The organism is Microcoleus sp. B7-D4 (assembly GCF_036705125.1).
In the GTDB taxonomy this organism is placed as follows: domain Bacteria; phylum Cyanobacteriota; class Cyanobacteriia; order Cyanobacteriales; family Microcoleaceae; genus Microcoleus.
This window is the reverse complement of record NZ_JAUBTT010000120.1, coordinates 1-17,779: the sequence shown is the minus strand read 5'-3', so window position 1 is coordinate 17,779 and position 17,779 is coordinate 1. Positions and strand designations below refer to the sequence as shown.

Annotated in this window: 18 protein-coding genes; 8 read left to right on the top strand and 10 right to left on the bottom strand. The window is 45.6% G+C overall.

The window, feature by feature from the left end; all coding sequences use genetic code 11:
- Window positions 1-126: 126 nt before the first annotated feature.
- From coaBC to QUB12_RS32505, 6 genes are all read right to left on the bottom strand, one after another.
- Window positions 127-1,326 (bottom strand): bifunctional phosphopantothenoylcysteine decarboxylase/phosphopantothenate--cysteine ligase CoaBC, encoded by a 1,200-nt coding sequence (gene coaBC / locus QUB12_RS32530; protein ID WP_333145127.1) that lies wholly within the window; start codon window positions 1,324-1,326, stop codon window positions 127-129.
- A gap of 163 nt (window positions 1,327-1,489) precedes the next feature.
- Window positions 1,490-1,648, bottom strand: a complete 159-nt coding sequence (locus tag QUB12_RS32525; RefSeq protein WP_333145107.1) for a hypothetical protein — start codon at window positions 1,646-1,648, stop codon at window positions 1,490-1,492.
- An 87-nt stretch (window positions 1,649-1,735) separates the two neighbouring features.
- Entirely contained in the window at window positions 1,736-1,948 is a 213-nt protein-coding gene (gene isiD, locus QUB12_RS32520; protein ID WP_006632739.1) for a protein IsiD, read from the bottom strand.
- 45 nt (window positions 1,949-1,993) lie between these two features.
- A complete protein-coding gene (locus QUB12_RS32515; protein ID WP_333145106.1) occupies window positions 1,994-2,617 on the bottom strand; it encodes an alpha/beta hydrolase in 624 nt (207 codons plus the stop codon).
- A 617-nt stretch (window positions 2,618-3,234) separates the two neighbouring features.
- Complete coding sequence (locus QUB12_RS32510) at window positions 3,235-5,322, bottom strand: CHASE domain-containing protein (protein ID WP_333145105.1); 2,088 nt, start codon at window positions 5,320-5,322, stop codon at window positions 3,235-3,237.
- Window positions 5,323-5,699: 377 nt separating this feature from the next.
- Entirely contained in the window at window positions 5,700-7,610 is a 1,911-nt protein-coding gene (locus QUB12_RS32505; protein ID WP_333310348.1) for an ATP-binding protein, read from the bottom strand.
- Between the two features lie 395 nt (window positions 7,611-8,005).
- Here QUB12_RS32505 and QUB12_RS32500 point away from each other — a divergent pair, with 395 nt between their 5' ends.
- Both QUB12_RS32500 and QUB12_RS32495 read left to right on the top strand, forming a co-directional pair.
- A complete protein-coding gene (locus QUB12_RS32500; RefSeq protein ID WP_015175364.1) occupies window positions 8,006-8,203 on the top strand; it encodes a hypothetical protein in 198 nt (65 codons plus the stop codon).
- Window positions 8,204-8,554: 351 nt separating this feature from the next.
- Window positions 8,555-9,400 carry a cyanophycinase gene (locus tag QUB12_RS32495; protein ID WP_333145103.1) on the top strand — a complete coding sequence of 282 codons (846 nt, stop codon included), beginning with the start codon at window positions 8,555-8,557 and terminating at the stop codon, window positions 9,398-9,400.
- Between the two features lie 351 nt (window positions 9,401-9,751).
- Here the strand turns inward: QUB12_RS32495 and QUB12_RS32490 are convergent, their stop codons facing one another.
- Window positions 9,752-10,000 (bottom strand): hypothetical protein, encoded by a 249-nt coding sequence (locus QUB12_RS32490; RefSeq protein ID WP_333145102.1) that lies wholly within the window; start codon window positions 9,998-10,000, stop codon window positions 9,752-9,754.
- Between the two features lie 840 nt (window positions 10,001-10,840).
- Between QUB12_RS32490 and QUB12_RS32485 the strand changes: the two genes are divergently transcribed.
- The 4 genes from QUB12_RS32485 to QUB12_RS32470 all read left to right on the top strand — a co-directional run bounded on the left by QUB12_RS32485 (window position 10,841) and on the right by QUB12_RS32470 (window position 12,705).
- A complete protein-coding gene (locus tag QUB12_RS32485) occupies window positions 10,841-10,984 on the top strand; it encodes a hypothetical protein (RefSeq protein WP_333145101.1) in 144 nt (47 codons plus the stop codon).
- Window positions 10,985-11,180: 196 nt separating this feature from the next.
- Window positions 11,181-11,507, top strand: coding sequence for an alpha amylase C-terminal domain-containing protein (locus tag QUB12_RS32480; protein ID WP_333145100.1), 327 nt, complete (start codon window positions 11,181-11,183; stop codon window positions 11,505-11,507).
- 295 nt (window positions 11,508-11,802) lie between these two features.
- Entirely contained in the window at window positions 11,803-12,180 is a 378-nt protein-coding gene (locus QUB12_RS32475; protein ID WP_333145099.1) for a BON domain-containing protein, read from the top strand.
- A gap of 108 nt (window positions 12,181-12,288) precedes the next feature.
- A complete protein-coding gene (locus tag QUB12_RS32470) occupies window positions 12,289-12,705 on the top strand; it encodes a DUF2294 domain-containing protein (protein ID WP_333300998.1) in 417 nt (138 codons plus the stop codon).
- Here QUB12_RS32470 and QUB12_RS32465 read toward each other — a convergent pair.
- Together QUB12_RS32465 and QUB12_RS32460 are read right to left on the bottom strand one after the other, a co-directional pair.
- Complete coding sequence (locus tag QUB12_RS32465) at window positions 12,674-13,132, bottom strand: response regulator (RefSeq protein ID WP_333145097.1); 459 nt, start codon at window positions 13,130-13,132, stop codon at window positions 12,674-12,676. The two genes, QUB12_RS32470 and QUB12_RS32465, sit on opposite strands and share 32 nt — an antisense overlap.
- Window positions 13,107-13,232, bottom strand: a complete 126-nt coding sequence (locus QUB12_RS32460) for a hypothetical protein (protein WP_333104665.1) — start codon at window positions 13,230-13,232, stop codon at window positions 13,107-13,109. Before QUB12_RS32460 ends, QUB12_RS32465 begins: the two co-directional genes overlap by 26 nt.
- Window positions 13,233-13,676: 444 nt before the next feature.
- On the opposite strand from QUB12_RS32460, the gene QUB12_RS32455 reads away from it, so the two are divergent.
- Window positions 13,677-14,480 (top strand): DUF2267 domain-containing protein, encoded by an 804-nt coding sequence (locus tag QUB12_RS32455; RefSeq protein ID WP_333145096.1) that lies wholly within the window; start codon window positions 13,677-13,679, stop codon window positions 14,478-14,480.
- Window positions 14,481-14,519: 39 nt separating this feature from the next.
- On the opposite strand, the gene QUB12_RS32450 is transcribed toward QUB12_RS32455, so the two are convergent.
- Window positions 14,520-14,693 carry a hypothetical protein gene (locus QUB12_RS32450; protein WP_333310346.1) on the bottom strand — a complete coding sequence of 58 codons (174 nt, stop codon included), beginning with the start codon at window positions 14,691-14,693 and terminating at the stop codon, window positions 14,520-14,522.
- A gap of 316 nt (window positions 14,694-15,009) precedes the next feature.
- On the opposite strand from QUB12_RS32450, the gene QUB12_RS32445 reads away from it, so the two are divergent.
- On the top strand, window positions 15,010-17,661 hold the full coding sequence (locus QUB12_RS32445) for an EAL domain-containing protein (protein ID WP_333145095.1): 2,652 nt from the start codon (window positions 15,010-15,012) through the stop codon (window positions 17,659-17,661).
- The last annotated feature ends 118 nt before the right edge of the window (window positions 17,662-17,779 follow it).

Here is a 17,779-nt window from a genome sequence, read left to right as displayed (position 1 = left end):
CGCCCCTACAGGCCATCGTAGGGGCGGGTTTTACCAACCATTTATGTTAGAAACCTACCATCTCAAAAACCCGCCCCGCCCAGCGACAAATCCGCAATTGGTAATATCATCGCAATTCGGTCGCCCTCACCCTTCCCTCACAAAATCAAACAACCGATGAGCCATTTCTAGCTTGCTGCAAGGTGCTATTTCTACTTGCTTCCCTGCTGCATTAATTAATATTGCTTGATTGGTATTGCTGCCGAAACCTGCGCCTATTTGATCGATCGGGTTTGCCGCAATTACATCCAGTTTCTTCGATCGCAATTTCTCCAAAGCCGGCTTGACAATATCCCCAGTTTGTGCTGCAAACCCGATTAATTTTTGGTGCGGCTGTTTCAATTTTCCCAACTCTGCCACAATATCCGCTACCGGTGCCAAAGGCAAACAATTCGGGAGCGATCGCTTCGGCAATTTCTCACTACTGTACTCGGCCGGCTTCACATCCGCTACCGCCGCCGCCATCACCGTCAAATCCGCATCGTGGAAGCATTGCAGCATCGCCTGCCGCATTTCTTCTGCACTCGCAACTGCGATCGCCCGCACACCTGAGAGCGGCAATTCGCCAGTTATACTGTGTACCAGCGTCACTGTCGCGCCGCGGTGCCCTGCAGCTTGCGCCAAAGCTATACCCATTTTGCCACTGGAAGGATTGCCGATAAACCGCACCGGATCGAGGTGTTCCCGCGTTCCTCCCGCACTGATCAACACCCGAAGACCCGCTAAATCTCGATCGCCCTTCGCATACAAAAGCGATTCAATATGAGGCAAAATCTCATAAGGTTCTGCCATCCGGCCGACACCCGCGCGATCGCACGCTAGCATACCCGCCCCCGGATTCGCAGCATGATAGCGCCGATAAGTCAACACTTCCCGCCAATTCCGCTGCACCGTCGGCTGTTCCCACATATCTGTATTCATCGCCGGTGCCAGCAAAATTGGGCACGTAGAAGCTAAGACAGTATTAGTCAACAAATTATCAGCAAAACCCCCCGCCAACTTAGCCAAAGTATTAGCCGTCAGGGGAGCAATAACAAAAACTTCCGCCCATTCTCCCAGTTGAATATGCAGGGGGCGCCCGTGACTTGCTTGCCAAAAATCTTTGTCAGTAAAAGCAGGATGGCGGCACAGAGTAGCAAAAGTCAAAGGCGTGACAAACTCCCCGGCCGCATCAGTAAGAATAGCTTTAACTTCAGCTCCAGCTTTCGCTAAAGTTGAAACTACTTCGCAAACTTTGTAAGCCGCAATCCCGCCACTAACACCGATTAAAACTCGTCTGCCTTTCATGATTTTTGGTAATACAGCAACCTTCGAGGTTATGAGAACTTGATGAATTCCTGAAACCATTGCGGAGAATTGCCCGATCGCATCTCCTGATTCTTTCTTCCTTCTTCCTTCTTCCTCATTCTTTCTTCCTTCTTCCTAATTCCTTCTTCCTAATTCCTTCTTCCTAATTCCTTCTTCCTAATTCCTTCTTCCTAATTCCTTCTTCCTTCTTCCTTCTTCCTAATTCCTTCTTCCTTCTTCCTAATTCCTTCTTCCTTCTTCCTTCTTCCTTCAGCCATAAAAAAGAATCAAGAAAGAAATTAAGATAAAGACAGACTAACATCCCTCATTCATCTGTTTAATCCGCAACAAAATATGCTGCTAACTTCTTCCTCAATTCCGTCGAAATTTTTGAGCTAGATTTTTCAGTCTATGCTTCGTCGTAGGCTTCCATATCCAGAAGGTGGAGATAAGGTTCAACCAGCTCCGGCCGCTGAAAAGCAAGCGATCGCAACAAATGCCAATCATTCAATCCCTCAAAAGGATCTGTATAATCGTCAACTTCCAAACGGACAGCCAATTCTGCCACGTCCTGAGAAGTAAGTACAGCAATATCGCGCGATGCTTTGGTTAAAGTTTTCATTTTTTTCCCCTGCCCGAGACTTCCGCCATACTATATACTAAACCTTTAATCAGATTTCGACACAGTTTCTACAACAAAACTTCGCATTACCTCTATAACTTCCGGCAGAATCTCGTGTCCCATGTTAAATTCTCGATACTGCACCGCAGCTCCCCAAGCCGTCAAACTCTCGCGCGATCGCGCAGCAGCACTAACGGGAACAATAGTATCTTGAGTACCGTGTACGATTAAAACAGGTGGCAAAGCACTCCCAGCAACTGGCGAAATCTGGTGTAAATAACCACTAAGACAAATTAAACCAGCTAGGGGCAAAGTCAATCCCACATCTAGAGTCATCGCTCCGCCTTGAGAAAAGCCACCTAAAATCGTGCGAGACAAAGGCACGCCCGTGGTGCTTTCCAAAGACAGCAAAAATTCCCTCAGCAATTGCCGGCTTTCTACCAATCCCTGAGCGTCTTTGCTTTGAAGGTTATACCACGCTTTGCCACTCATTACCTGGGGATGGGGAAAGGGGGCATCGGGAAACACAAACTGATAATCCGGCAAATTGAAAAAGGGTGCTAAGGAAGTCAAATCCCGCGCATTAGCACCCCATCCATGCAAAGCGACCATCAAAGCGACAGGTTTGCGCTCCGTTGTGGGCGGTATGCTAATAGATTGTAAAGACATCGTAGTTAATAATTGGTAATTTGGCCTTGCTACAATTATAAATTGTTACGACTGGTAAAACCCCAGATATTTGTTTTCGGTAATATTCCACTGGGAATTAGCACGCGCTTGCTAATAACTATAATAGTTGACTGTTGACTGTTGACTGTTGACTGTTAACTGTTGACTGTTAACTGTTGAAAGTAGAGTGCGACATCGCGCCTTTCCAAAGTAGAGTGCGGATAGTTCACCTTTTCTAAACAGGAATTAGGGAGCATCTCCTATTTGCAAAAACACTTCTTCTGGCTCCTTCTTTCTGCCTCCTTTCCTCCTGCCTCCTGCCTCCTGCCTCCTGCCTCCTGCCTCCTGCCTTCTGCCTCCTGCCTTCTGCCCCCTGCCCCCTCCTGCCTCCTATCTTCTGCCTCCTGTCTCCAATTTATAGCTGCGCTGCTTTCATTGAGATGCTCCCAGCAAGACTCCGCTAGAAGCGAGATTTGTTCCGCTAATTCCAATTGACCGAAAGCATCCAGGATACAAGCCCGCAGATTAATTTATGAAGAAACAAAAAACTTATATCCGATGAAAATTGCCCACCGAATTTATCCGTGGGGTCGCCTCTAAAATCTAAAATCTAAAATCTAAAATCGATTGACACCTACCGCAGGTAAAACCTTAGAAACAGATTGCTTAGACTGTTGCCGCACCGGCACCTCAATCCAGAATTCAGTTCCCTCTCCCGGAGCCGATACGCACCTGAGCGAACCGTGATGTTTGTCCACTATTTGATAGCAGATAGACAATCCCAAGCCAGTACCTTTGCCTACAGGCTTGGTAGTAAAAAACGGATCAAACAAACGTTTTTTTACATTCTCCGTCATGCCCGTTCCATTGTCAGCGATTCGCACGCATACACAATTAGAACTTAAGAGTTCAGTGCGAATCCGAATAGTAGGTAAAAATGCAGAGTTCGAGGCATTTTTTTCTAGCCTTTTTTGATTTTCTTCATCAGATAAAACATCAATAGCATTGCTTAAAACATTCATAAATACCTGATTCAATTGTCCCGCCCAGCACTCCACTAATGGCAAATTTCCGTATTCTTTGATAAGTTTAATGCCCGAAAAATCAGCTTTGGGTTTCAGCCGACTATCCAAAATCATCAAGGTGCTGTCAATGCCTTGGTGAATGTCAACCGACTTCATTTCAGCTTCATCCAAGCGCGAAAAATTCCGCAGAGAAAGCACGATCTGGCTGATACGTTCAGCTCCCATATTCATAGATTTTAGGATTTTAGGCAAGTCTTCACTGATAAACTCCAAATCAATATCTTTTAGTTTCGCTTGCACTTCTGGGGTTGGGTTCGGATATTGCTGCTGGTATATTTCCACAAGTTCGAGCAAGTCTCTAGTATATGCGCCTGTATGGATCAGGTTGCCAGAGATGAAGTTGACAGGATTGTTAATTTCGTGGGCAACTCCAGCCACCAACTGCCCCAAGCTGGACATCTTTTCAGTTTGGATGAGTTTAAATTGAGCTGCCTGCAAATTTTTTAGTGCTGTTTCTAGTTCAGCGGTGCGCTGTTTTAGTTGAATTGTACGATCGTACACTTGCTGTTCTACTTTTGCAGTACGTTCTAGAGACATCAACAGGTAAATCGTCAAGCTGCCAGTCATCAATAGCCCGATCGCACAAATTGCCAGCGAACCCTGATACGTCCTCATACTGTTGTACCCCTTTCCAGGCAAAACTAGCAGCCTCCACTGGCGGTCTGCTACGTTAAATAAGCGAGTGCAAGCACTAGGATTTTTACAGATTTTTCCCCGGATATTAGTTAACTCTGGCTTTTCGTGTTTTGGGTTATCTATCAACTGCTTAGCTTGTGAGTCGTAGCGCACCAGAAAGCGTTCTTTCTCTATAGCAGAGTCGTCATAGAGGTAAAAATTAATCTTGTCTAAATTTAGCGATTCTAAAGAGGAATCGACCATACTGGTGATCTGAAACAGACCCGCAATAACTCCCATTAGGTTTGGGCGGCCGTTGACCGAGTTATCTGCAGAAGTTGTGCGGCGGGGTACTGGTAGAAATACTTGCAATCCCGGTTGATTGTTGCTGACTAATCTAATTCGCGCGGAAGCGGCTATTTTCCCGGTATTCACCGATTTCTCTAAAGCTGTTTTGCGATCGGGGCTGGAGGCAACATCAAAACCGATCACTTTGTTATCTTCTTCTAGTGCTTCTCTGTAAATAATGGGAAAGTATTCCGATCGCACTTTTGCTTTGACCTGCTTTTTGTCAGGAGTTCGTTCGTAAATTTGAAATGTCGGAAAACCTTCGGCTCGAATTGTCTTTTCGTAAGCTGCTTTTTGGGCAGCCGGCACGCGCCGAATCCAGTTAACAGAATGTATAGCAGTATTTCGGGCAAGTGCAGGTTGAGCGAATTGCTTAAAATCTTCTCTGGTAACTTCAGTAGATGCCCTGTAGAATGCTTCAAGTGAGTACAGAACTTCTAAATTTTTGTTGATGCTTTGCTGCAATGTCACATTCAGGCGATCGGCTTGCTGATGAAATTCAGCTTGCATTCGTTGGTGTTCCGAATGCCACACAACGGCTGCGGCTGCCAATGACAAACTCGTACCTGTGCAAAGAGTCAGCGCTGCTGGAATGTAACGACGGTGCGACTGTAAACTTTCGGTCAGCGAATTAAACCAATTGCTCGCAACATTCATATTCCCACACCTTGTGCCACCGGAGTGCAATTCGTTTAAGGACTTTTGAAATTCCTTGATAGCACGATCGACAGCGCACCAACCAGATTGTCTCAAAACTTACGATCGCAGCAATAGGACTTACCCTGAGAAACCCAATTTCTACGAAAATATTGGTGTGGTAACGAGAAAGTTGGGAAGAAACCGGGTTTCTTAGGAATAGTGCATCCACGACTGAGGAATTAAAACCAATTGTAACTAAGTGTAACGAACTCTGTTCCAATCTCGGCGTTCCCAACTTCCTGCCCCGGAAGAACCTGGGAACGAGAAAAAGCCTTGATCTGGTGGGGCGGGTACTCAATACCCGCCCCACAAAGCCAACTTAAAGGTGGAACCGCTTACAAAACAGTCCCTATTTCCTTCAAATAAACCCGTGTAAACGGTTCATCATCCCCCAGAGTATACTGTTCGATCAATCCCTGCCGGCGAAGAGAAATACTATTTCCTTCCCTCACCACAACAGTATCGTCATCAGTGCTTTCTCTGACCAACATCATCTCAGTTTCTCCCGGATTGTCCAGCACCACCATATTGCTGCCCCGATAAAACATTCCCTCAGCTTCCAAAATCTCTTCTGGATATTCAGCAATTAACAAATCGAGCTTGGGATTCCGCAGCAAACTTTGCAAGTTGAGATGGTAATTCTTATTCAAAACTTTTTCTGAACGGTTAACAAAAAGTCCACCGCGACAAACAGCACCGATTGTCCAATCGGGATGCTGCAACAGAATATGGTCGATGGTTTCTTGTAGGTCATGTACCGAAATTCTGTTGAAAGTAATAATCGGAATTCTGGCTGATTTTCCCGATTCAAAGAAAGTTTCGATAATATGGGAAGGCACATCAACTCCTTCGCCGACAGCGGGGTTGAGGTGCATAAAAATTCCCGGCGCGGCATTGATCTCGATAATCCCAAAATTGCCGGTTTTCCAAGATTTGGCGAGAGTTTCTGTTATGACATCAATCCCCAAACAAGTTAACCGAAAATGTAGGGCGATATCTTGAGCCAAAACAATGTTATCCGGGTGAATAGTGCGGGTAGCGTCGATGCTGATGCCGCCTGCGGAAAGATTAGCGACTTTGCGTAGATACACAGTGCGATCGCGAGTTGGCACACTATCCAATGACAGCCCTTGTTCTTCCAGATACATTTCCATCGCTTCGTCGGACTGAATTTTGCTCATCGCCGAAGTTGGCGTATCCAAACGTTCTGGTTTGCGGTTTTCACGGCGGATCAATTCGCGAATTGTTGAGTCGCCATCACCTGTTACGCAAGCGGGTCGGCGTTCAGTTGCAGAAACAAATTTGCCGTCCACGCACAGCAGCCTAAAATCCGATCCTTTGATGCTGTTTTCCACAATTACTCGCACCGGGTCTGTTTCGGGAATGGCCTTAACTGCTCTTTTAAAAGCTGCCTGCAATTCCTCGGCATCCCGGACATCTGCTGTTACGCCAATTCCTTTATGACCGACTACTGGTTTGATAGCAACTGGGTAGCCAATTTCTCTAGCAACTGCCAGAGCTCCGTTTTCTGTGGAGACGATATCGCCTTTGGGAACAGGAAATCCTAATGTAGCGAGAAAAGCTTTACAATCGTCTTTGCGCGTGGTAAAATCTGAGTCTAAGTGGCTGTCAGAATCAAAGGTAGTTGCAGAGCCACGAACCAGTTTTTTGCCGTACCCATATTGCATTAGTCCTTCATCCCACAAATAAAATGCGGGAATGCCTTTTTGGGATGCCGATCGCATTAACGAATAAACTGTCGGGCCTCCGTAAACTGACTGCCGGAACATATTTTGCAGCGCGCCCATTTGTGCTTCCAAGGGAAAGTCTTGATTTTGATTAATGGCTTCAAACCAATCCCAAACTGCGTACACTACTGCTCTGGCAGTGCGGGCGTGAAGTGCTTCTATGCTGATTCTGTTAAACTGAGAAAACGGCTTGATGTTCCAGTGTTGGAAGTGCAAACCCATGTCGAGTTTTCCTACTTCTGAGGCGGTACGGCCGAACAGTTGGGCATGGTTCGAGAAAGTTTCGTGCAGCAGTTGCGGGTAGCGCTCGCTAATAATTTCCTGGTAATGTGCGATCGGCAAAGGTTCGCTCGCCCCCGTCACCGCGAAATCAAAAACTAAAGCCGCGGTGTCTAAATAAGGGTTGGGCCCGATATAGTGTTTGAAGTTGAAAACATCAAAAATATCGGTTTTTCGAGCATTGACGCGGGCTGTTTCAGTGGTTTTTTCTTGCAGCATTTTCTAACCTCCTTTGACCTAATTTTTTACGGTAACTTTATAGTCGGTGCATGGGATACTACCTGCGGGCATAGATATTCCAGCAGTGAGACAAATACTCCCAGCAATTCTGCCCTCAGTATTTGCCGAGAGGGGGAGTGGGAGAGATGGGGAGATGGGGAGATGGGGAGAGGGTGAGAGTGGGAAAATATTCCTTCTTCCTTCCACATCTGACTCAGCATAGATGACGAAGCATAGATAACTAAGCATTGATAACTAAGCATTGATGACTAAGCACTTATGACTAATGACTACTTCTTTCCCCCCTCGCAAAAAAAAGCTATAACTTTTGAGAGGTACACTCTGTACTTATAATTGTTTATGACAGTGAAAGAAAATTTAAGAGGCAGCAAATTATGAAGATCGCACAAACTGCTCTCAGGGAAAAAGTTCACCACCTAGCTGAGGAAGCATTTCACCGGAAGCTAATTTCTGGCTACGGTGATGGTCAAAACAGCAACGAATATCAGATTGTCTGGAACGGCAAACCCAGACACCTACCTTTAGAACGGGCGAGTACCATATTGAGCAATTTGATCGAGCGATCGCACTAACGGGCGATCGGACTAATTGAGGACTTACGCTCATCAACCGGATTTCTACGAGCAATCAGAGGAGGATTAGCGAAGAATCGGATCAGAAACCGGATTGATCACCGCGCGCGCGTGGGCCCTGTAATTTAAGCTCATTTGTTGACCCCCCCTATCTCCTGTTAGGGGGGGTAAGTTTTTTGTGTCTGTCGATCATCGAGGATGAGTAAACTCCCATATCACCCTTGCTGTGTGCGCCCTGGAGGGGTAGAAGTCTGAGAGGTTTTTGGTATCTATATATACCTTTTGGCGGTTTTCGGAAAAAAGAAGTTTGTGTTTTAGTGAAATTATTAATAAATTAACAGTGGAGATAATATGGCGAGCAGCGAAATTCAGGGGAAGTTGCTAATTATTGGTGGTGCCGAAGACAAAGAGGGGGACTGCAAAATTCTGCGGGAATTCTTGCGCTGCGCCGGAGGCACTAAAGCCCGCATTGTAGTGATGACGGCTGCGACAAGCCTGCCGGGAGAAGTAGGAGATAATTACATCCGAGTGTTTGAGCGACTCGGCGCTGAAGATGTGCGAGTTGTTGACACCCAGAAACCGGAAGATGCCAACAATCCAGATTATTTAGAAGCGATCGAACAAGCGACTGGCATATTCTTTACCGGCGGAGATCAAGCGCGGATTATTAGCTGCTTGAAAGACACCAAACTCGACGCAGCTATGCACAAACGCTTCTCTGAAGGGATTATCATTGGCGGCACCAGTGCCGGCGCGGCGATGATGCCAGACGTGATGATTATTGAAGGAGACTCGGAGACAAATCCCCGCGTTGATGTGGTAGCAATGGGGCCGGGGATGGGTTTCCTTCCAGGAGTTGTCATCGACCAGCATTTCGCCCAGCGAGGTCGTCTGGGACGCTTAGTTTCGGCACTCTTGCTGCAACCGGCCGTGTTGGGATTTGGTATTGACGAAAATACAGCTATTTTAGTCCACGGTGACGAGTTGGAAGTCATTGGCGAAAGCGCTGTAACTGTCATCGACTCGTCGGAACAACTCCACGACAATCTGGAGGGACTGTTGAAGGATGAGGCTTTGGCGATTTGCGGGGCCAAGTTGCACATCCTCCCCCACGGATACCGGTTTAACTTGAAAACTCACCAGCCGGTGCTCCATAACGTAGCAATTACAGCAGAGAAAGAAAGGGCGATCGCCTAATTTACTTGCAACTGGCAAACATCTCAAAATTATGTAATACCAATTTTTTATGAGGTTGCATAGAATCCGATCCCCCCCTAGCCAAGAGGGCGGGCACGGGGAGTAGGGGTCGCACCGCCCCTACAAAGGGGGGGACAAGATTCTTCTCAAAGTCAACCCCTACTCCCCTTGTTAAGGGGGATTTAGGGGGATCGAGATATGTACAACTTCACATTAAATTGGTATAAGGTCAGCACTGCACACCTTACCCATTCTACCAAGTAGGATGGTTAAAAACCCAGTTGCTCTCTCCAAAAGTAATAAAAAGAAGAGGATTTTACCTCTTCTTTTATTGCTGCGGTTTCGGGTTTTTTAAGCACTTTTCTGTTCGCCAAAAATCGACTGCTGCCCTTCTGCGGTCGATATTAAATTCCACCCTTGAGTTCTCAGCTTCTGATATGTTGCCCATCCCTTAGAACCGCCCGGTTCCCGGTAGTCGGATACAGCGAACTGCGGAAAAGCTGTATAAGGCCGCCACCCCTGACGGGCATCGGTGCGTAAGTGCAATATCTTTTCTCCATTGCGTCCCAATCTGGGCAACCAACACATTTGTTTTAGCATTTTTAACACTCCAGAGTTTTACAGTAACGGTAATTCGCCAACATCCCACATTAAACTTTTAGAGCCTTAAGCCACTGCTCGGAATATCTAACGGGTAACAGGGACGAATGAGATTTTCACCAATTACCAATTACTGAGGTAGCAGCAGTCGTTAAAGCTGATGAAAGGTTCTACAAAGTTTACCAGTCAAAAACTATAAAACAAGTGATACCAAGACATAAGCAAAAATAATCATTGCTCTTCTCGGCTCAAACTTGGCTTAAAGTCGCAGGAAAACCCCGTTGAATAAAGGATTCATTTTTCGGGTTTCCCTTGCCTTACAATTACAAGCTCATCCTCGCTGTTTCCGCATAAAATGGCATCTTTCTACGGTATTATTCCTGTAGGCTAAAAAATGTTTCTTTAGTTACAAATGTTAAATGTTCACCACGATTTATCTAGTTATCAAAAGTTAAATTAATTTTCATACAATACTTCGGACAGTTTTTGATACCCACCGTATAATAAGGGTTTCAAGGCTCCACGGCAAGTTCGCTACCAACGGAAAATCTAGGGTTTCAGACTACTAACTAAAAACAGTCCCGACTATTTTTCATAAACAGCGCTTAATAATTTTTAGTTACTTTAACTACATTTTTGATTAAAATCAGGTTTCCGGGTGCCTAGGGGCGCACCTTACTCAATCGCTAGGGTTCGCACGACTAAATCCTGCGGCTGCGCCCCCAAGTACCTTACAACATAAGCGTTACAGGTTTAACTCTTAAGAACGATGGCGACCGATTTGCAAAATCGTAAAAATTAATACTAATCACACTTATAAGTTCTGCAAACAAGCTATTCATGGCCGCTGCAATTGAATTCAAACTCTTCGCCCCGAACAACAAAGCAGCTACACTGCGAGGCTCCTTTTCCAACTGGGCAGAAATTCCCTTAGAAAAAGATGATAAAGGTTATTTCCGCACTAAAATTCAGGGCTTTGCTTAATCAAGGTATGAAAAAAAATAAGTTGAAAATCCCGAAGCTTTGTAGATACTGGTTTCTATGACTTGCATATTTAGCCTTTCATACCATAAATTAGCAACGCCCGGTTTTGTTAGTCACAGCAGTAGGAATACCGATGCTGTGGATGGGCGAAGAGTTTGGACAATCCACTCGGTAAACTCCCAACCAGCCGAATAAAGTGCAATGGTCTTTGTTGAAAAATCAGCCCAATCATGAGTTATTGGAATACTACAAACACGTGATTCGGCTGCGGCAACATTTGCCGGCACTTTATACCGACAATATTGAATTTATCCCCGAAAATCCCGAAGCCAAAGTGCTGGCTTATTACCGCTGGAGCGATGAGGGAACGCGAGCAGTAGTTGTCGCTAATTTTTCGGATACTTATCTATCTAGTTACTGCATTCCTAAGTTTCCGGCTGCGGGAACTTGGCACGAGTGGATGTACAACAAAATCGTAGAAGTTGGGGAAGAAGGGTTTAAGTTTGATTTGCCGGAATGGTGAGCGCAAGTATTTGTTTGAGAGCGGGAGAATTATGTCTCCAGGCAGATGATCGGGGAAGTTGTACAACAGTAAATTGTATTTAGGATGGGCGCACCAAACTCAACAAACCGGGTTTTGCTACCGGGGTGGATGGCTGTAACGATACTTTTTTGTAAAAAAACTCGGTTTCTGCATCCAAGAGTGCGATCGTAATTCCTGGTATTGAGAATAACAATTACAGGGCGATTTGCCAACCGTGAATTAACACGTCAATTAACACGTCAATTAACACAAACTTTGTCGGAGGACAAACTCTATGGGCTGGCTAAAAAGATTATTTGGTTTAGAAAAAAAAGACAATCAAGAAACTGTTGACGCTCCTGCTTACCAAGCACCTGTAGCTCAATCTCAAGCTCAAGCTCAACCTGCTGCGAGCGCTCAGACAATCCCGCCGGAACGCATGGGATTGAATGGAGAATACGATCAAAGCGGTTTAGCTAAACGGGTGGCTCAGGCTTTCGATGCAAATCCAGATGTTGCGGATATTGAGACTGTTTATGTGGCTCAACTTGGCACTACTGTGGTTCTCAAAGGTACAGTTCCCAGTCAGGAAATTGTCAACAAGTTGGTGACAATTGCTAAAGGTGTTAAGGGTGCAACTGGGGTGCAAACTAATGAAGTTACTGTCGGCTAACGCGACGGTTATTTCTAACAGTTAGCAGTTAGCAATTAACAGTTAACTTAACTGCTAACTGTTAACTGCTCACAGTCTTTTTTATCTATCATGGTTTTAATAAAAAATATGACAGGGGAAACCTTAGAACCTACTCGGGGGAAATTAGAACGGACTCTTTCGCAGGGAATTCAAGCTTTGTACCGATCTCAACTCGGACACCCAACGAGTCAGGCGCTCTGCAATCTTTTGGATAACAAATTGATAATTGTTGTCGAAAATGGGCTTACTCAACCCGAAAAACTGCTGGCTCAGAACGGTCAGGAAGATTTGGCTTTGCAGGTGCGAACACAATTAGAATCTGTTCTGGAATTGCCACTGAAAGAATTAATCCAAAACGTTTTGGGCGTGGGAGTCACTGATTTGCTCCGCGATGCGACCTTGGAGACTGGCCGCACTGGGACGATCGCAATTTTGGACTCTGCACCTCAAGTTCGTGATTCTAATTATAAATCTAAAACTCCACCAAAGCCAGTGGAGAGTTGATGTGCTGGCGGATAACTGTTTCTAAATCTTTGATGTTAAAAGGTTTGGAAAGGTATTCCACGCAGCCAGCTTGGAGAATTCGAGCGCGGTCTTCTGGTTTTGCTAGTGCTGTGACAGCAACAATCGGAATATGTCTGATCTCGGGGTTTTGTTGGGCGCGCTTTACTACTTCCATACCGTCTATATCCGGCAGGCAAATGTCGAGTACGATTAGATCGGGCTGTCTATCCACTGCTGCTGAAAGAGCTGCGTACCCGTCAACTGCTCCCACACACTCGCAGCCGAATAAATCGAGTATTTGTGTCAGCAGCTCTAAGTTGTCTGGATTGTCGTCTACAGCCAACACTAAAGGACGCTTATCAACCGGGGGTTGACCGCTAATAAAAGACGAGGATTCCAATTTATTGTCCCAATGAAGGTAGTTCATAAATGCCGATCGCAACCATCAAAAAATTTGTCTCCGAGGCATTCTTCAAGTGGCGCTGCGGCACTTGAAACAGATTGGCTCGTATTTGTAGCTCTCCCATGACCAGTTTTTGGTCTCACCCGATACAATATCCCTACAAGCTGCGTGCAAAACGACCGCAGTTGATTGATTCCATAGCATCTGCTTAATTCTACCTCTCCCAGCACCAATTACCAGGTGAGGCCCTCTTGGTGCGTCAGCCTTGGTAAAAATACGCAATAAATACGAAAACTCTTACCAAGAAAGCATCCTCGCTTAATAGCATTGAATAGTAGCGACAGCTTTTTAGGATATTAACCACATTAAACATGGGTTTCCATACAAGGATCTACCTAAAGGAAGATTCTAACCGATACTTAATTTTAATAACTTCCACCTGCTGAGAGATACTTGATTAGTCTAGTTTATACTTCAATGTTTTTAAGTAGTAATCATCACAATTTAAGCAAGTAAAAAGATTCTGTTTTTACTTAAGCTTTACCGGATATTAACCTAGGAGGTTTTAATGACAATTCCAATCAGAGACGACCTGACTTACATTTTGCTCAAAAAAATTGGTAGCGGAAACGGCAGGGGAGAGTCGGAAATTAGGAACGCAGCCGAAGAATATGTCGGTCACCCGGTGGCGGAAGCGGAATTGCTCGGTCATTTGGACTACCTCAACCAAAGGGAATTTATCAAAGCTCAGTTTAGTGGCGAGCCTTATGGAGGAGCTGAGTTAGTGCCGCCTTTAGTGGCATTTCAAGAAGCTGAGTTAACAGACAAAGGTCGCAAACTGTTACACAAAATGGAGACGAATCCTCCGACCTCGCTCCACCACGAAGGATCGGCAGTTCCTATCGCTTCAAAGGATATGCCGTTTTTGGAAAAAGTGATGGTAAACGGTCACTTGGAGGATATTTTTGATGCCCGCGACATTACCGAAGTAGTGTACCGGGTCATGCGCGATGTGATGACAAAAGACGCCATCGAGCACGTGGAATCTGAATTGCACAAAGAAGTTTTGCCTACGGATGACAAAACCCTGCAACAAGAAATAGCAGACCTCTGGAAAGATACCAATCCGCTGGTGGGATTGCTCAGCCGCATACGTCAACCTTTGACCGGCCCGCCTGCACCTGCGGGGATCGATGGCAATTTGTTTGCACGCAGGGTGGAACTAGAAGGCGCACTTCCTTCAGGAGTAAAACCGGAAACTGCGATCGCCGCTGTATTTTCGGCAACGAAGGATGAGCTGTCCGAGGAGCGAATTCAGGAAATAGCTGGCTTTTTGCCGGACAGAATTCGGGAAATTTGGGCGTCGGCTTAACGCCATTTTTCAGGTATAAATACTTACCAGCCGGGTTGACTAACCAGTATTCTCCCTCCAGAGGGCAGAAAACTGGTTGGTCAACCCGGTTTCTCTATAGCTTTTGTCTTGTAGCTGTGCAATTGCTTTGTAGTGAGGGCTTGAGTCCCGATCGAACTCGATCGAACTTGAGTCCTCACTAATTGTCACATCGCTCTTGCCTTGCCTTGTCATATCGTTTCCCGTTGCATCGGAATCATAAAATCGAGTCAACAGTCAACTGACAACAGTCAACAGTCAACAGTCAACAGTCAACAGTCAACAGTCAACCATCATTCCGGTATTACCGGAATTGATATAAGTGCTGTGAAAAACCCGGTTTATCACTGAAATTTGTCTAAAAAGTGGAAATATCCCCAGAAACAGAGTTTCGCGCTCTTGGGTTGGGTCAAGCCCCTAGACGGAACGAAAGTATTGTAATGTATAATACAGGGCAAGTTAAGACTGTGGCTCGCAAAAATGCTGTCAACAGCCCGGGAGCTCAAAAGCGATGACCCGCACCAAAGTTACACAAATGTCACGATCGACTTTAGAACAAGAGATTTTACTCAATCGAATTACCAATCGCATCCGTAACTCTTTAGAACTCCAAGAGATTTTGACCACCACTGCGCGAGAAATCCGCAGCTTTTTAGAAAGCGATCGAGTAAAAGTTTATCGCTTTGAGGCCGACGGTAGCGGGGAGGTCATTGCTGAGTCCATCAACGGCGACAAGTTGCCCTCGATGCTGGGTTTGCGCTTTCCACCAGGCGACATTCCCCAGAGTGCTCGGGAAATGTTTCTCAAAGCGCGGCAGCGAGTGATTGTAGATGTGGAATTGAAGCATCAAACAATTAATCGGTTAGATTGTCCCGAAAGCGGCAAAACTTTAGCAGTTGAAGATATTAGCTATCGTCCTGTAGACCCCTGTCACGCTGAATATCTGAAGGCTATGGGGGCACGTTCTTCTCTGACGGTGCCGATTTTGCATCAAAATCACCTTTGGGGACTGTTGGTGTCTCATCACAGCCAACCGAAACGGTTTAGCGATCGAGAATTGAAAATGGTGCAGTTGCTTGTGGATCAACTTTCAATTGCGATCGCCCAATCTTTTCTGCTGAGTCAAGCTAGACAGCAAGCGCGTGACGAAGCCGTTATCAACCAAATTACCAGTTTGCTGCATTCTCCTTTGGAACTAAACGAAATTCGGAAAGCAGTTCTCGAACAAACTGTCAAGCATTTGCGTGGTTCAGGAGGGCGACTCTACCTTGCAGCCGAGTTTGGCGATCGGCCCGCTTTGCTTTATACCTGTGGCCAGCAGCCCGCAGACATTGACCTTGAACTCAGCCCGTTTTGGCAGCAGATTATGTGGAGGGCAAACCAAGACGAGCCAGCACAAACTGCTAATCAGAAAAGCCAATTAGGTATTTTTGAAAATCTATATTCCCAGCATTACAGTTCAATTGACAGCAATATTTCCAGTTTTCTCGTACCGCACTTGTACGCAATTTCCGATATTTCTAAAGAACCTCAACTCAAATCTGTATCTGCCAATTTAGTCGCAGCTTCCATTCGATCATTTTTGGCAGTACCGCTGCAATACCGCCAACAGTGCATCGGCTGTCTCACCGTTTTTCGCAGCCCTATACAAACCGAAATTTTGTGGGCGGGCCGTTGCAGTTCGGACGCCCGGAGCGATCGTCCCCGACAGTCCTTTGCAGCTTGGAAAGAAATCAAAACAGGCGAAGCTCAAAAGTGGACTAGCGAGGAACAGAAGCTAGCACAATCTTTAGGAACTCACCTGTACATGGCTGTAATGCAGAGGCGCGTCGAGGCCATGATCCGACATCAAGCTTCTCACGACCCCTTAACTGGTTTACCTAATAGATTACTGTTTAATGAAAGGCTGTCTTTAGCTTTAGCTAGCGCTCACCAAAATGGAGAAATGCTGGCGGTAATCTTTCTAGATTTAGATAGATTTAAAAATGTTAACGATACTCTCGGTCACCCAGTGGGCGATTTGTTGCTGCAAAGTGTATCTCGGCGTTTGACTAACTGTTTGCGCGTCGGGGATTCGATGGCTCGTTGGGGCGGCGATGAATTTACTGTGCTGCTGTACAATATCAACACCCCGGAGGAAGCAACTAAGATTTGCCAGTTAATTATCCAGAGTTTAAGCAGTCCTTTTGATTTTGATGGTTTGGAACTTTATATTAAGGCGAGCTTGGGAATTGCTTTGGCTCCTTACGACGGAGAAGATGCAGAAACTTTGCTAAAAAATGCTGATGCTGCGATGTACAAAGCTAAACAGAAAGGTCGCAATAATTATCAGTTTTACACGCAGGCGATCGGCAGTAAAGTCTCCGAGGATCTTAACTTAGAAAATCATCTTTACAAAGCTCTAAACAAATCTGAGTTTGTCCTGTACTATCAACCGCAAATAAATTTAAATACTGGCAAAATAGTGGGCATGGAAGCTCTGATTCGCTGGGAGCATCCCGAACGCGGTTTGATTCCTCCCGATCGATTTATTCCCTTAGCTGAGGAAACAGGATTAATCTGCCAAATTGACGAATGGGTGATGCGGACTGCTTGCTTGCAAAATCGAGCGTGGCAGTTACTGGGATTGCCGCCGATGCGGATAGCGGTGAATTTATCAGCCCGCCAGTTTCTGCAACCTCATACGGTACAAATCATCGCTGAAATTTTATCAGAAACCAAGTTAAATCCCGAATATTTAGAAATAGAAATTACCGAGAGCATTGCCATGACAGATGTGAGCTTTACGGTGTCGGTATTGCAGCAGTTGCAGGACATGGGAATTCACATTTCTCTGGACGATTTTGGCACGGGTTATTCTTCGCTGTGGTCTCTGAAAAACTTTCCGCTCAATAATTTAAAAATAGACAAATCTTTCGTGGCAGATTTGGTGACGGGCAGCAGCGGTGCTACTATTGTGAAACTGGCGATCGCCTTGGGACAGGGCCTGAATTTACAGGTGATTGCTGAGGGAGTGGAAACAGCAGAACAGTTGGCTTTTTTGCGATCGCATAAGTGCGATATGGGTCAGGGTTACTTCTTTAGCAAACCAATACCGGCGGCGGCTATAACCCAATTGTGCCTAGAAAATCAATCGGGGAACAAACAAAAGCTTCTCTTTTGAGCGATATCTGTAGGGACAAAGGCTTTCGCCGTTTCCGGCGCGGAGCTAGTCCCTAGGTAGCGAATAAATAGACAAAATGATACACTTATAGACAAATATGCGGTGTACCATTTTGTTT